This is a genomic window from Streptomyces sp. NPDC093260 (genome assembly GCF_040683715.1).
In the GTDB taxonomy this organism is placed as follows: Bacteria; Actinomycetota; Actinomycetes; order Streptomycetales; family Streptomycetaceae; genus Streptomyces; species Streptomyces sennicomposti.
The window spans coordinates 1-14,736 of record NZ_JBFBEK010000024.1; the positions used below are offsets into that span (position 1 = coordinate 1).

General features: G+C 71.0%; 12 protein-coding genes, 1 rRNA gene and 1 riboswitch. Of the genes, 12 read left to right on the forward strand and 1 reads right to left on the reverse strand.

The window, feature by feature from the left end:
* The 11 genes from rrf to AB0N63_RS26310 form a co-directional block, all read left to right on the forward strand.
* Window positions 1–88, forward strand: a 5S ribosomal RNA gene (rrf, locus tag AB0N63_RS26260); the annotation flags it as partial.
* Between the two features lie 108 nt (window positions 89–196).
* Window positions 197–805, forward strand: a complete 609-nt coding sequence (locus AB0N63_RS26265) for a CDP-alcohol phosphatidyltransferase family protein (protein WP_365532214.1) — start codon at window positions 197–199, stop codon at window positions 803–805.
* 115 nt (window positions 806–920) lie between these two features.
* Window positions 921–3,416, forward strand: coding sequence for a mannose-1-phosphate guanyltransferase (locus AB0N63_RS26270; protein ID WP_365532216.1), 2,496 nt, complete (start codon window positions 921–923; stop codon window positions 3,414–3,416).
* Between the two features lie 98 nt (window positions 3,417–3,514).
* Window positions 3,515–4,423 carry a DUF881 domain-containing protein gene (locus tag AB0N63_RS26275; protein ID WP_365532218.1) on the forward strand — a complete coding sequence of 303 codons (909 nt, stop codon included), beginning with the start codon at window positions 3,515–3,517 and terminating at the stop codon, window positions 4,421–4,423.
* Entirely contained in the window at window positions 4,420–4,752 is a 333-nt protein-coding gene (locus AB0N63_RS26280) for a small basic family protein (RefSeq protein WP_003988855.1), read from the forward strand. Before AB0N63_RS26275 ends, AB0N63_RS26280 begins: the two co-directional genes overlap by 4 nt.
* Window positions 4,753–4,757: 5 nt before the next feature.
* Complete coding sequence (locus tag AB0N63_RS26285; protein WP_365532477.1) at window positions 4,758–5,594, forward strand: DUF881 domain-containing protein; 837 nt, start codon at window positions 4,758–4,760, stop codon at window positions 5,592–5,594.
* Between the two features lie 130 nt (window positions 5,595–5,724).
* Window positions 5,725–6,609 carry an FHA domain-containing protein gene (locus AB0N63_RS26290; protein WP_365532221.1) on the forward strand — a complete coding sequence of 295 codons (885 nt, stop codon included), beginning with the start codon at window positions 5,725–5,727 and terminating at the stop codon, window positions 6,607–6,609.
* A 43-nt stretch (window positions 6,610–6,652) separates the two neighbouring features.
* Complete coding sequence (locus AB0N63_RS26295; RefSeq protein WP_365532223.1) at window positions 6,653–7,396, forward strand: MerR family transcriptional regulator; 744 nt, start codon at window positions 6,653–6,655, stop codon at window positions 7,394–7,396.
* Between the two features lie 155 nt (window positions 7,397–7,551).
* The gene (locus AB0N63_RS26300) at window positions 7,552–8,022 is read left to right on the forward strand and encodes a bifunctional nuclease family protein (RefSeq protein WP_365532226.1); all 471 of its coding nucleotides are present in this window, start codon (window positions 7,552–7,554) and stop codon (window positions 8,020–8,022) included.
* A gap of 195 nt (window positions 8,023–8,217) precedes the next feature.
* Window positions 8,218–8,901, forward strand: a complete 684-nt coding sequence (locus AB0N63_RS26305) for a MerR family transcriptional regulator (protein WP_365532228.1) — start codon at window positions 8,218–8,220, stop codon at window positions 8,899–8,901.
* A gap of 169 nt (window positions 8,902–9,070) precedes the next feature.
* Window positions 9,071–10,459, forward strand: a complete 1,389-nt coding sequence (locus tag AB0N63_RS26310; protein WP_365532230.1) for a DNA polymerase IV — start codon at window positions 9,071–9,073, stop codon at window positions 10,457–10,459.
* A gap of 296 nt (window positions 10,460–10,755) precedes the next feature.
* Here AB0N63_RS26310 and AB0N63_RS26315 read toward each other — a convergent pair whose 3' ends face one another.
* Window positions 10,756–11,133, reverse strand: a complete 378-nt coding sequence (locus AB0N63_RS26315; protein ID WP_019981412.1) for a PRC-barrel domain-containing protein — start codon at window positions 11,131–11,133, stop codon at window positions 10,756–10,758.
* 114 nt (window positions 11,134–11,247) lie between these two features.
* Window positions 11,248–11,342, forward strand: a riboswitch (glycine riboswitch).
* Window positions 11,343–11,519: 177 nt separating this feature from the next.
* Between AB0N63_RS26315 and gcvP the strand changes: the two genes are divergently transcribed.
* Complete coding sequence (gene gcvP, locus AB0N63_RS26320) at window positions 11,520–14,405, forward strand: aminomethyl-transferring glycine dehydrogenase (protein WP_365532232.1); 2,886 nt, start codon at window positions 11,520–11,522, stop codon at window positions 14,403–14,405.
* Window positions 14,406–14,736 lie beyond the last annotated feature (331 nt).

Below are 14,736 nucleotides of genomic sequence, written 5' to 3' on the forward strand. Positions count from 1 at the left end.
CGGTTACATTCCGAACCCGGAAGCTAAGCCTTTCAGCGCCGATGGTACTGCAGGGGGGACCCTGTGGGAGAGTAGGACACCGCCGAACAATTCTTAGAGCTCCGGCTCTTGGGCAGACAGCCCAAGAGCCGGAGCTTTTTTGCGTTGGGGTAGGGTCAGGAGGCATCGTAGGCACTTTTTCCCAGGAGGCCCCCGGGTGGAGGTCCAGGAGACCCGAGTCCAGACGGACCGAGTCCTCACCATCCCGAACATCCTCAGCATGGCGCGGCTGGTCGGCGTGCCCCTCTTCCTGTGGCTGATCCTCAGGCCGGAGTTCGGCGGCCCCGAGAGCGACGGCTGGGCCCTCCTGGTACTCGCGCTGAGCGGCGTCAGTGATTACCTGGACGGCAAACTCGCCCGGCGCTGGAACCAGATCAGCAGCCTCGGCCGGCTGCTCGACCCCGCGGCCGACCGCCTCTACGTGCTTTCCACGCTCGTGGGGCTCACCTGGCGCGAGATTCTGCCGGTCTGGCTCACCGCGGCCCTGCTGGCACGGGAATTGATGCTCCTGGTGGCCGTGGGCGTCCTGCGCCGGCACGGCTACCCGCCGCCGCAGGTGAACTTCCTGGGCAAAGCTGCCACGTTCAACCTGATGTACGCGTTCCCGCTGCTTCTGCTCAGTGACGGAAGCGGCTGGATCTCGTCACTCGCTGCCATTTTCGGATGGGCGTTCGCTTGGTGGGGTACAACCCTCTATTGGTGGGCAGGAGTGCTGTACGTGGTACAAGTCCGCCGCCTGGTCCGTGCGGACGCCATGGCCGACTGATCCCGCCGACTCCGGCACCCGAGTGGCTCCGATGGCCCGCTCCACAAAAGTGCGGGACAATCATCACGGGTGAAGTCGGCTAGATCGTCATCTCTTGGAGGAGGACGCTTCCGACATGAAGGCCGTCGTGATGGCCGGAGGCGAAGGCACACGTCTTCGCCCTATGACCTCGAGCATGCCCAAGCCGCTCCTGCCGGTGGCCAACCGGCCGATCATGGAGCACGTTCTGCGGCTGCTCAAAAGGCATGGGCTGCATGAGACCGTCGTCACAGTCCAGTTCCTGGCTTCGCTGGTCAAGAACTACTTCGGTGACGGCGAAGAGCTCGGCATGGAACTCAGCTATGCCAACGAGGAGAAGCCACTCGGTACCGCCGGAAGCGTCAAGAACGCCGAAGAGGCGTTGAAGGACGACGCCTTCCTCGTCATTTCCGGCGATGCCCTGACCGACTTCGACCTCACCGACCTGATCCGGTTCCACAAGGAAAAGGGCGCGATGGTCACCGTGTGTCTCACACGCGTCCCCAACCCCCTGGAATTCGGAATCACCATCGTCGACGAAGAGGGCAAGGTCGAGCGCTTCCTCGAGAAGCCGACCTGGGGCCAGGTCTTCTCCGACACGGTCAACACCGGCATCTACGTGATGGAGCCCGAGGTCTTCGACTATGTCGAGGCCGATGTCCCCGTCGACTGGTCCGGTGACGTCTTCCCCCAGCTGATGAAGGAAGGCAAGCCGATCTACGGCTATGTCGCCGAGGGCTACTGGGAGGACGTCGGCACCCACGAGAGCTATGTGAAGGCGCAGGCGGACGTCCTCGAAGGCAAGGTGGACGTCGAGATCGACGGCTTCGAGATCTCCCCGGGGGTCTGGGTCGCCGAGGGCGCGGAGGTCCACCCGGACGCCGTTCTGCGCGGGCCGCTCTACATCGGCGACTACGCCAAGGTGGAGGCCGGCGCGGAGATCCGCGAGCACACCGTCGTCGGCTCGAACGTCGTGGTCAAGAGCGGCGCCTTCCTGCACAAGGCCGTCGTCCACGACAACGTGTACATCGGGCAGCAGAGCAACCTGCGCGGCTGTGTCGTCGGCAAGAACACCGACATCATGCGCGCGGCGCGGATCGAGGACGGCGCCGTCATCGGCGACGAGTGCCTCATCGGTGAGGAATCGATCGTCCAGGGCAACGTCCGTGTCTACCCGTTCAAGACCATCGAGGCCGGCGCCTTCGTCAACACCTCGGTGATCTGGGAGTCCAGAAGCCAGGCGCATCTCTTCGGCGCCCGCGGCGTCTCCGGCGTGCTGAACGTGGAGATCACCCCGGAACTCGCCGTCCGGCTCGCCGGCGCGTACGCGACGACGCTGAAGAAGGGCGCCACCGTCACCACCGCCCGTGACCACTCCCGTGGTGCGCGCGCGCTCAAGCGGGCGGTCATCTCCGCGCTCCAGGCCAGCGCCATCGACGTACGGGACCTGGAGAACGTGCCGCTGCCCGTGGCGCGGCAGCAGACCGCCCGCGGCAGCGCCGGCGGCATCATGATCCGCACCACCCCGGGCGTGCCGGACTCCGTCGACATCATGTTCTTCGACGGGCAGGGCGCCGACCTCTCGCAGGGCAGCCAGCGCAAGCTCGACCGTGTCTTCGCCCGCCAGGAGTACCGGCGTGCGTTCCCGGGTGAGATCGGCGACCTGTACTTCCCGTCCAGCGTCTTCGACTCGTACACCGGTTCACTGCTGCGTGACGTCGACACGACCGGGATCGCCGAGTCGGGCCTGAAGGTCGTCGTGGACGCCTCCAACGGGAGCGCCGGTCTGGTCCTGCCGAGCCTGCTGGGCAAGCTCGGCGTCGACTCGCTGACGATCAACCCGGGTCTGGACGAGTCGCGGCCCACCGAGACCGCGGAGATGCGCCGGGCCGGCCTGACGCGCCTCGGCGAGATAGTGGCGTCCTCCGGGGCGGCGTTCGGCGTGCGGTTCGACCCGGTGGGCGAGAGGCTGTCGCTCGTCGACGAGAAGGGCCGCATCATCGAGGACGACCGGGCCCTGCTGGTGATGCTGGACCTGGTGGCCGCGGAGCGACGCAGCGGACGCGTGGCGCTTCCCGTGACCACCACCCGTATCGCCGAGCAGGTGGCCGCCTACCACGGCACCCAGGTCGAGTGGACGACCACCTCCCCCGACGACCTCACCCGGGTCGGCGGGGAGGAGGGGACGATCTTCGGCGGCGACGGCAAGGGCGGCTTCATCGTCCCCGAGTTCAGCAGCGTCTACGACGGCACGGCGGCGTTCGTGCGGCTCATCGGGCTGGTGGCGCGGACGCAGCTCACGCTCAGCCAGATCGACGCCCGCATCCCGCGGGCCCACGTGCTGCGGCGTGACCTGGCCACTCCGTGGGCCGTCAAGGGCCTGGTGATGCGCCGGGTCGTGGAGGAGGCCGGGGACCGCTTCGTCGACACGACGGACGGTGTCCGGGTCGTGGAGGCCGACGGGCGCTGGGTGATGGTCCTGCCCGACCCGGCCGAGGCGGTCACCCATCTGTGGGCCGAGGGCCCCGACGACGCCTCCGCGCAGGCCCTGCTGGACGAGTGGTCGGCGGTCGTGGACAGCGCCGGCCGGTAGGAACGCAGCGCCCGGGCGCGTGCCGGACAGCCGCCCCTAGGGGGCCTGTCCGGCACGCGCGTAGGGCCGTTTAGAGGTCTCGGGCGTGACGTGCGACGATGTGCGGCATGCCGCAGCAACCCCCCGTTCGGAGCAATCCCGCGCGGCCCTTCCGTCCGGACGCCTCCATGTCGTTGATCACCAACGTCATGGACCACAGCCTCGACGACGGCTACGCCGAGGCCGCCGCCCGGAAGAGGGCGGCCGGTCAGAGCGCCCTGCCGAAGACCCTGCGGGCCCGGCTGGGACTGGCCGCCGGTCTGGTGCTGGCGGCCCTCGTCGTCACCGTGGGGGCGGCGCAGGCGCGGGTGGCGGCCCCCGTCGTCGCCAAGGAGCGCCAGGAGCTGATCGACCGCATCGACCGCGAGACCGCGGCGGCGGACAAGCTGGAGAGCGACGTCGACGCGCTGCGCGCCGACGTGAACGCCCGGCAGCGCCAGGCGCTGAGGCAGAGCGGGGGCAACCCGCAGGCTGACCTGGTGAGCGCCCTGGCAGGCGCCACGCAGGTGCACGGCCCGGGCGTCAAGCTCGTCGTGGACGACGCCAAGGAGGCCAGCACCGGGGGCGGCAACGGCAACCCGCGCGAGACTTCGGGTTTCTCCGACACCGGCCGCGTGCGCGACCGGGACATGCAGCGCGTGATCAACGGGCTGTGGCAGTCCGGGGCCGAAGCGATCTCCGTCAACGGGCAGCGGCTGACGGCCCTGTCGGCGATCCGCGCCGCGGGTGACGCCATACTGGTCGACAACAAACCGCTGGTGCCGCCGTACACGGTGCTCGCGGTGGGGGACGGGCAGCGGCTCAGCGCCCGGTTCCAGAACAGTTCCGACGGGCTGTATCTGCACGCCCTGCAGGACAACTACGGCATCCGGACCGCCATCTCCGTGGCGGACGACCTCCGGCTGCCGGCCGCACCGAGTGTGACCGTACGTACCGCACAGCCGAGCACTGAGAAGGGCACATCGTGATCGCCGTACTGGGCCTCGTCGTGGGAGTCGTGGCCGGCCTGTTGGTCCGGCCTGAGGTTCCGGCGGTCGTCGAGCCTTATCTGCCGATCGCCGTCGTGGCGGCGCTGGACGCCGTGTTCGGCGGTCTGCGGGCCATGCTCGACGGCATCTTCGACGACAAGGTGTTCGTGGTGTCGTTCCTGTCGAACGTGGTCGTCGCCGCGCTGATCGTGTTCCTGGGGGACAAGTTGGGCGTGGGCGCGCAGCTGTCCACCGGTGTCGTGGTCGTCCTCGGCATCCGCATCTTCTCCAACGCCGCCGCGATCCGGCGGCATGTGTTCCGGGCGTGACAGGGATGACCCACCAGGACGAACTGCCGGAGAACAGGCTGCGCAAGGAGCTGCCGGCCGAGGTGCCCGCGCAGGCCGCCGCGCCCGAGCGGAGCGTCGGGGAGCGGTCCGGGCCCACGCTGACCGGCCGTCAGCGGCTCGTGGCCGGGCTGTGGCCGCCGCGCTTCACACGGGCCCAACTCGTCGTGGCGCTGCTGCTGTTCGGTCTCGGCTTCGGGCTCGCGATCCAGGTCGCGTCCAACAGCGACAGCGACAGCGCGCTGCGCGGCGCCCGCCAGGAAGATCTTGTGCGCATCCTCGATGAACTGGACAACCGTACTCAGCGTCTTGAAGACGAGAAGCAGGGGCTCGACAAGCAGCGCCAGGAGCTGGAGAACAGCTCCGACCAGGCCGAGGAGGCCCGCAGGCAGACCGCCGAGAAGGAGAGGCAACTCGGCATCCTGGCGGGCACGGTGGCGGCGCAGGGCCCCGGCATCACGGTGACGGTCGAGGACACGAAAGGGACGGTGCAGGCGGACATGCTGCTCGACGCGATACAGGAGCTGCGCGCGGCAGGCGCCGAGGCGATGCAGGTCAACGGCGTACGGGTGGTCGCGGGTACCTATCTGACGGACTCCGGCAAGAGCGTCGAGGTCGACGGGAACAAGATCAACGCCCCGTATCGTTTCCAGGTCATCGGCAAGCCGCAGGACCTGGAGCCGGCGCTCAACATCCCCGGAGGCGTGGTGCAGACCTTCGAGAAGGAGCAGGCCACCGTTACCGTGGAGCGATCGGACAAGATCGTCGTGGACGCCTTGCGGGCGGCGAAGCAGCCTGACTACGCTCGGTCGTCGTCCCAGTGAACCGGGGGTGCATGGCGTCCGTCGGGCAGGGGCATGAGGTTGCGGGGGGTCGGCGCACCGATTGGGTGGTGCGTGGTGGAAACTGTCTGGTGGATACGGACGTTGTGAGGATGTCCGGGTCGACCGGTGTATGCAGTCAGGGTTCGTCCTGCCCCACGGGCGGGTCTGTTTCGGTCAAGGGGAATCGCCCGTGAAGTTGTTTGCGAAGTTGTTCGGCAAGAGCGCGCGAGAGGGCAACGAGAACGCCACCGCCCGTCATCGCGCACAGCCCGACGCGGAGGGCCGGCGCCCGCTGTTCCGGGACCAGGTGGCCGGTCAGGGGGGTGACGTTTCCGGCGGTCACGGCGCGCCGTCCGTTGACCCTGCCCAGGCGGGCGGCATAGGTTTCGGCCAACCGTCGACCCCGGGTACGGCCGGCGGGTTCAGCCCCGACCCGTACGCGTCCCATGCCCCGGCGGGGCAGCCGCGGCAGGAGGATCCGTCCATGTCGGCCCTGGTGTGTGCGCGGTGCGGCAACCGCAACGGCGAGAACAGCCGTTTCTGTTCCAACTGCGGCGCTCCGCTGCGGCCCGGCGCGGTGCCGGAGCGGGCCTCGGAGACGACGTCCACGATCTCCATCTCAGGTCTCGAGGCGTACGACGCGGAGGCCACGGGCCAGACGCCCATGCTCTCCCCGGAGGCGCAGGCGGCGGTCGACGCGCTGCCGCTCGGCTCCGCCCTGCTGGTGGTGCGCCGCGGCCCGAACTCGGGCAGCCGCTTCCTGCTGGACGGCGAGCTGACCACGGCCGGGCGTCATCCGCAGAGCGACATCTTCCTGGACGACGTGACGGTCTCGCGCCGGCACGTGGAGTTCCGCCGCAGCCCGGACGGCTCGTTCACGGTGGCCGACGTCGGCAGCCTGAACGGCACCTACGTCAACCGTGAGCGGATCGACCAGGTCGCGCTGGCCAACGGCGACGAGGTGCAGATCGGCAAGTACCGGCTGGTCTTCTACGCGAGCCGGCAGGGCTACTGACCGTCCTCCGGGCGCTGTCCGGAGGAACCCCCAGGGAAGGTCCATGCTTCGAACACCGAGCGGCGGCACCGGCCACGGGGCCGCCGCAACGGACAGTGGGCTGATGAGCATCGGCACGGTGCTGAACGCGCTGCGCGACGAGTTCCCCGAGGTCACCGTCTCCAAGATCCGTTTCCTGGAGGCGGAGGGACTCGTCGAGCCGCGGCGCACCCCCTCGGGGTACCGGAAGTTCAGCGCGGACGACCTGGAGCGCCTGGCCAGGGTGCTGAGGATGCAGCGGGACCACTATCTGCCGCTGAAGGTCATCCGCGAGTACCTGGAGGCGGTGGAGCGCGGGGAGGCCGTCCAGCTGCCGGTGCTCGGCCGGCAGCGCGACGGCGAGCCGGCGCCCGCGTCCGTCGAGGAGCCGGAGCCCACGGCGGCCCGGATCGGGCGTGCCGAACTGCTCGCCGCGGCGGAGATCGAGGAGGCGGACCTCACGGAGTGGGAGTCCTACGGGCTGCTCACTCCACTGGAGGACGGGGTCTACGACGCCGAGGCGGTGACCGTGGCCGCCCTGGTCCGGGCGCTCGGCGAGTTCGGGATCGGGCCCCGGCACCTGCGGGTGATGAAGGCGGCGGCCGACCGGGAGGCCGGGCTGGTCGACCAGGTGGTGGCCCCGCTCAGGCGGCACCGCAACCCGCAGACCAGGGCGCACGCGGAGGCCCGCACCAGGGAGCTGGCGGCGCTCACGGTGAAGCTGCACTCGGCGCTGGTGCAGACCGCCCTCGGAGTACGGCTGTCCTGAGCGGCCCCGCCTGCGCGGCTGCCCCTACCGACGTCCTCGGCGCGGCCCCCGCGGCGGCCGGATCGCGGCGCCGCGAGGCCGGATCGGCCCGCTGTTTCGCCGCCCGAGTCCGGCCCGACTACCCAAACGTCCCGGGCACAGCCTAGGGTTGCTGTGTGAACGAGCTCGATGTCGTAGGTGTCCGGGTCGAAATGCCCTCCAACCAGCCGATCGTGCTCCTGCGCGAAGTGGGAGGCGACCGTTACCTCCCCATCTGGATCGGACCGGGGGAGGCGACGGCGATCGCCTTCGCCCAGCAGGGCATGGCTCCCGCGCGGCCACTCACGCACGACCTGTTCAAGGACGTGCTGGAGGCCGTCGGCCAGGAGCTGACCGAAGTGCGTATCACGGACCTGCGGGAGGGCGTCTTCTACGCGGAGCTGGTCTTCGCCAGCGGAGTCGAGGTGAGCGCCCGTCCGTCCGACGCCATAGCGCTGGCGCTACGCACCGGAACGCCGATCTACGGCAGTGACACGGTGCTGGACGACGCGGGGATCGCGATCCCGGACGAGCAGGAGGACGAGGTGGAGAAGTTCCGCGAGTTCCTCGACCAGATCTCGCCGGAGGACTTCGGCAGTAGCCAGTGACACGCCGGCACACGCCGTCGGCCGAGGGCCGCCCTGCGGCCTCCCGCGAGGGCATTCGGCTAGCCTTTCCCCGCGGTGGGGCACGGGAAACCACTCTTAGGGTGATTATCACTCGGCGTGCCGAGTGTGGCGATCGTTGACGCACCCCTGGTGACTGCCTACCGTCGAGGAGGCAGGTCAAGGACGGAGGTCGGCGTGAGAAGCAGCGGCGACGGTACGGCTGGGGAAGTCCCCGGGCGCGATGTCGGCGGAGGCGTTCCGTACCCTTCCCCAAGCTCTCGGCTCCGCTCCAGCAGCGGATACCCCCACCACGCCGGCACGGCCGACCACGCCCCGCAGTGGCCGGCGGCCGTGCCCAGCAGCAAAGGGGCGGCGTCCATGGTGTCCGAGGAGATCGGCTACCGGGGGCCGACGGCCTGCGCAGCCGCCGGCATCACCTATCGGCAACTGGACTACTGGGCGCGCACCGGCCTGGTGGAGCCGAGTGTCCGGCCCGCGCACGGTTCCGGCACGCAGCGGCTGTACAGCTTCCGCGACGTCGTGGTGCTGAAGATCGTCAAGCGGTTCCTGGACACCGGTGTGTCCCTGCAGAACATCCGTACCGCGGTGCAGCACCTGCGCGAGCGCGGCTTTCGCGACCTGGAGTGCATGACGCTGATGAGCGACGGCGCCACGGTGTACGAGTGCACCTCGCCGGACGAGGTGCACGAGCTGCTGCAGGGTGGTCAGGGCGTCTTCGGCATCGCCGTGGGCGTGGTGTGGCGGGACGTGGAGAGCGCCCTGTCCCAACTGCACGGGGAGCGCGTCGACACCGGCGAGACCCTGGTCGGCCACAACCCCGCCGACGAACTGGCCCGGCGGCGCAACCGGGCCGTCTGACCGCGCCCTCCGTCGCTCGTCCCGACCGGCCGGAGCGCGACGGCCCGCCTCCGTGTGAACGGCGCCTCGCCTCCGCGCGGCGGCGGGCGCGCATCCGCCAGCTGCCCCGCCCCCGTGCCGACGCCCGGCGCGGGGGGCGTTGTCAGTGGTGTGGTGCAGCATCGTAGATGTGAGAAACGCGCCCACGATCCTGCACCTCGACATGGACGCCTTCTTCGCCTCCGCGGAGCAGGCGTCCAAGCCGAGCCTGCGCGGGAAGGCCGTGATCGTGGGCGGTCTCGGACCGCGCGGGGTGGTCGCCACCGCGTCGTACGAGGCGCGGGTCTTCGGCGTCCACTCGGCGATGCCGATGGCGCAGGCCCGCCGGCTGGCGCCCAACGCGGCGTACCTGGTGCCGCGCTTCGCCTTCTACCGGTCCATCAGCGACCAGGTGATGGGGTTGCTGCGGTCCCTGTCGCCCCTGATGGAGCCGCTCAGCCTGGACGAGGCGTTCGTGGACCTGGAGGCCGCGGGAGCCGCCCGGGACGCGGACTCGGCCCGGCTGGTGGGAGCCAGGCTGCGCGCCGACATCCTGGCCGTGACCGGTCTGACCGGCTCGGTGGGGCTGGCCGCCTCCAAGATGCTCGCGAAGATCGCCTCCGAGCAGGCCAAGCCGGACGGGCTGGTGCTCATCGAACCCGGCACCGAGCGGGGCCTGCTCGAACCCATGCCGGTCAGGACGCTGCCGGGCGTGGGACCGGCGACGGGCGACCATCTGCGGCGGGCCGGTATCCACACCGTCGGCGAGCTGGCCGAGGCGGGCGAGGACGAGCTGGTCCGGCTGCTGGGCAAGGCGCACGGGCACGCGCTGTACGCGATGGCGCTGGCCCACGACGAGCGGCCCGTCGTCGCCGAACGCGAGACCAAGTCGGTGTCGGTCGAGGACACCTACGACGTGGACATCCACGACCGGCTGCGAGTCGGTCTCGAGGTGCAGCGGCTCGCCGACCGGTGCGTGCGGCGGCTGCGCGGTTCGGGGCTGTCCGGGCGGACCATCGTGCTGAAGGTGCGGCGCTACGACTTCTCCACGCTGACCCGCTCCGAGACGCTGCGCGGTCCCACCGACGACCCGGCGGTGGTGCGCGAGGCCGCGGCCCGGCTGCTGGACTCCGTGGACACCACGGGCGGGGTCCGGTTGCTGGGCGTGGGCGTGACCGGGCTGGCCGACTACACCCAGGAGGACCTGTTCGCGCAGGCGGCGGGCGCCCGTCCGGAGGGTCCCCTGGAGGTGCCGGCGGACGAACCCGCCGAGGAGCGGCCGGCCCCGGCCGAACGGCGCTGGCCCTCGGGCCACGACGTTCGGCACGCCGAGTACGGGCACGGCTGGGTGCAGGGCAGCGGCCTGGGCCGGGTCACGGTGCGTTTCGAGACGCCCCTGTCGGGGCCGGGCCGGGTGCGGACGTTCCGCGTCGACGACCCGGACCTCGAACCGGCCGATCCGCTGCCGCTGGTGCGGCGAAGACCGGACGGGGCCGAGGGCGGGGCGTGCGTGGCGAACGGCGCTGAGCCGGCGGTGTGACGGCCAGGCCCGGATGTGGCTGCCGTGGCGCGGCGGTGACCTCCTTGTCGGCTCGGTGCGGACGGGATGCGGGCCGCCGGGACCGCCTGCCTCGGTGGTGACGGGTGAGTCGGCGATGCCGAGGCTGCGGCCGGTGGCGGCCGGTCGTGGACGGGAGCGGGAGCGGGCTGCGCCGGGCGGGGGAGGGTGAGTCGGCGGTGCCGGGCGTCGCCCGGACCGATGCCGTCCGGTACGGGTGGGGGGACTGGGCTCCCGTAGGCTTCTCCGGCCCCGGAGTCCAACGGATGCGGGGGCTGTCAGGCGTCCTCCGTGCCCGAGCCCGCGAGTCTGCCGAAGTCGTGGTCGGGGAGCGCGGGTGCGGGGGCCACGTCCAGGCCGTAGTGGTGGTAGAGCTGCAGTTCCTGCTCGGGGGAAAGATGGCGGCCGACGCCGAAATCGGGGGCGTCCTTGATCAGCGCCCGGTCGAAGGGGACGCGCAGGGCGCCGTCCACCAGCTCGCTGGGCTCCAGGGGGACGAAGGCGTCCCGGGAGAACAGGCCGGTGCGTATGGCCGCCCACTCGGGCACACCGGTGGCGTCGTCGAGGTACACCTCGTCCACCGTGCCGATCTTCTCGCCGTTGCGGTCGAACGCCTTGCGGCCGATCAGGTTGCGCGGATCGATCTCGGTCTGCACGGTCCCTCCACGTGGTCGCAACTCATCCGTAAGCACTACAAAAGAGCACATTCGCCGGTGCGGCCACTCGAAGGCCTGTGCGGCCGGTCCGCTGGTAGGCTGGCAGGCGGCTGCTGACCCCGTGCGGGAGAGTCCTCCAGCGACATCGGAGGCGCCGAAGGAGCAAATCCTCCCCGGAATCTCTCAGGCCCACGTACCGCACGGACGAGGTCACTCTGGAAAGCAGAGCGGGTGTCGACGGCGCCCGCTCTCACCGACGGTGAAAACCGGGCGCGAGCGAGCGGCCCCGGTGAAGCTCTCAGGTTGAGATGACAGAGGGGGAGGCCGTCGGGGCACCCGCGCCGTGGTGTCCCTCGAAGGTCGCGTCAGACCAGGAGGCCTCCGCAATGACCGCCCAGCGCATCCCGCTCTCCGAACTCGAACAGGGCATCCCCTTCGAGCAGCGTCACATCGGCCCCGACCACGAGGCCCAGGCCAAGATGCTCGCGCAGGTCGGATACGGCTCGCTCGACGAGCTGACTGCCGCCGCCGTACCCGATGTGATCAAGAACGCCGACGCGCTCGACCTGCCGGGCGCCCGCACCGAGGCCGAGGTGCTGGCCGAGCTGCGCTCGCTCGCCGACCGCAACCAGGTCCTCGGCTCCATGATCGGGCTCGGCTACTACGGGACGTTCACCCCGCCGGTCATCCTGCGCAACGTCATGGAGAACCCGGCCTGGTACACGGCGTACACGCCCTACCAGCCGGAGATCTCGCAGGGCCGCCTGGAAGCGCTGCTGAACTTCCAGACCGTCGTCGCCGACCTCACCGGGCTGCCCACCTCCGGTGCCTCCCTGCTCGACGAGGGCACCGCCGCCGCCGAGGCGATGGCCCTGTCGCGGCGCATGGGCAAGAACAAGAAGGGCCTCTTCCTGGTCGACGCGGACGCGCTGCCGCAGACCATCGCCGTCATCCAGACCCGCGCCGAGCCGACCGGCGTCGAGGTCGTCGTCGCCGACCTGAGCGAGGGCATCCCCGCCGAGATCGCCGAGCGCGAGATCAACGGCGTGCTCCTCCAGTACCCGGGCGCCTCCGGTGCCGTGCGCGACCTCCAGCCGGTGATCGACCAGGCGCACGGACTCGGCGCCCTCGTCACCGTCGCCGCCGACCTGCTCGCCCTCACACTGTTGAAGTCGCCCGGCGAGCTGGGCGCGGACATCGCCGTCGGCACCACCCAGCGCTTCGGCGTCCCGATGGGCTTCGGCGGACCGCACGCCGGTTACATGGCGGTGCACGAGAAGTTCGCCCGCAGCCTGCCCGGCCGCCTGGTCGGCGTCTCCGTCGACGCCGACGGCAACAAGGCCTACCGCCTCGCCCTCCAGACCCGCGAGCAGCACATCCGCCGGGAGAAGGCCACCAGCAACATCTGCACCGCGCAGGTGCTGCTCGCCGTCATGGCCGGCATGTACGCCGTCTACCACGGCCCGGACGGCCTCAAGGCCATCGCCGAGCGCACCCACCGCTACGCCTCCGTCCTCGCCGAGGGACTGCGGGCCGGCGGCGCGGAGGTCGTCCACGGCGCGTTCTTCGACACGCTGACCGTCAAGGTCGCCGGCCGGGCCGCCGAGGTCGTCGCCGCCGCCCGCGAGGCCGGCGTCAACCTGCGCCTCGTCGACGCCGACCACGTCTCCATCGCCTGCGACGAGACCACCACCCGCGCCCATCTGCGCACCGTGTGGTCCGCCTTCGGCGTCTCCGGCGACATCGACGCCCTGGACGCCACCGCCGCTCAGGCGCTGCCGGAGGGTCTGCTGCGCACCGACGGCTACCTCGCCCACCCGGTCTTCCACCAGCACCGCTCCGAGACCGCCATGTTGCGCTACCTGCGCAGGCTGGCCGACCGCGACTACGCGCTCGACCGCGGCATGATCCCGCTCGGCTCGTGCACCATGAAGCTCAACGCCACCACGGAGATGGAGCCGGTCACCTGGCCCGAGTTCGGCCAGCTGCACCCCTTCGCGCCCGCCGAGCAGGCGCAGGGCTTCCTCACCCTGATCCACGAGCTGGAGGACCGGCTCGCCGAGGTCACCGGCTACGACAAGGTCTCCCTGCAGCCCAACGCCGGCTCCCAGGGCGAGCTGGCCGGTCTGCTCGCCGTGCGCGGCTACCACCGCGCCAACGGCGACGAGCAGCGCACCGTCTGTCTCATCCCGTCCTCCGCGCACGGCACCAACGCCGCCAGCGCCGTGATGGCCGGCATGAAGGTCGTCGTCGTCAAGACCGCCGAGGACGGCGAGATCGACGTCGAGGACCTGCGGGCCAAGATCGAGCAGCACCGCGACCAGCTCGCCGTGCTGATGATCACCTACCCGTCCACGCACGGCGTGTTCGAGGAGCACGTCGCCGACATCTGCGCGCAGGTCCACGACGCCGGCGGCCAGGTCTACGTCGACGGCGCCAACCTCAACGCCCTGGTCGGCCTCGCCAAGCCCGGCCACTTCGGCGGCGACGTCTCCCACCTGAACCTGCACAAGACCTTCTGCATCCCGCACGGCGGCGGCGGCCCCGGCGTCGGCCCGGTCGCCGTCCGCTCGCACCTCGCGCCGTACCTGCCCAACCATCCGCTCCAGCCGGAGGCCGGTCCCGAGACCGGCGTCGGACCGATCTCCGCCGCGCCCTGGGGCTCGGCCGGCATCCTGCCGATCTCCTGGGCCTATGTCCGGCTGATGGGCGGCGAGGGTCTCAAGCGCGCCACGCAGGTGGCCGTGCTGAACGCCAACTACATCGCCAAGCGCCTGGAGCCGCACTACCCCGTGCTCTACACCGGCCCCGGCGGCCTGGTCGCGCACGAGTGCATCATCGACCTGCGCCCGCTGACCAAGGCGACCGGCGTCAGCGTCGACGACGTGGCCAAGCGGCTCATCGACTACGGCTTCCACGCGCCGACGATGTCCTTCCCGGTGGCCGGCACGCTGATGATCGAGCCGACCGAGTCCGAGGACCTGGCCGAGCTGGACCGCTTCTGCGACACGATGATCGCGATTCGCGCCGAGATCGAGAAGGTCGGCTCGGGCGAGTGGGACGCGGACGACAACCCGCTGCGCGGCGCTCCGCACACCGCCGCCGCGCTCGGCGGCGAGTGGGACCACGCCTACAGCCGCGAGGAGGCGGTCTTCCCGGCCGGTGTCTCGGCGGCCGACAAGTACTGGCCGCCGGTGCGCCGTATCGACCAGGCGTTCGGCGACCGGAACCTGGTCTGCTCCTGCCCGCCGCTGGACGCGTACGAGGACTGAGTGCGGTGACGCACGAGGCCCCGCCCGGCGCTGTCCGCCGGGCGGCGCCTTCGCGCGTGCGGGCGCGGGCCGGCCGGGCATGGGCCGGTGCGGGGCAGGGAGCGGGTGTCCCTGGGCGGCGGGGGTGCGGCGCGTGTCGGTCGGGTGCCCGTGTGCGGGTGCGTCGGCCGGGTGTTCGCGGGTGAGGCCGGCGTCCGGGCGTGCGGGCGCTGGGCGCCGCTCGGCCGTCCGTGCGCGGAGCGCGCCGGACGGAGGTCCGCAGGCCGGACGCACACGCCGGACGGGGGCCCGCGGGGCGGGCACACCGGCCGCGCACCCCCGACCGTGGGCG

Excerpts from the sequence above, each read along its gene's own strand:
- AB0N63_RS26270 (WP_365532216.1), top strand. The coding sequence starts at position 921 with ATGAAGGCCGTCGTGATGGCCGGAGGCGAAGGCACACGTCTTCGCCCT.
- AB0N63_RS26275 (WP_365532218.1), top strand. The coding sequence starts at position 3,515 with ATGTGCGGCATGCCGCAGCAACCCCCCGTTCGGAGCAATCCCGCGCGG.
- AB0N63_RS26285 (WP_365532477.1), top strand. The coding sequence starts at position 4,758 with ATGACCCACCAGGACGAACTGCCGGAGAACAGGCTGCGCAAGGAGCTG.
- AB0N63_RS26290 (WP_365532221.1), top strand. The coding sequence starts at position 5,725 with ATGCAGTCAGGGTTCGTCCTGCCCCACGGGCGGGTCTGTTTCGGTCAA.
- AB0N63_RS26295 (WP_365532223.1), top strand. The coding sequence starts at position 6,653 with ATGCTTCGAACACCGAGCGGCGGCACCGGCCACGGGGCCGCCGCAACG.
- gcvP (WP_365532232.1), top strand. The coding sequence starts at position 11,520 with ATGACCGCCCAGCGCATCCCGCTCTCCGAACTCGAACAGGGCATCCCC.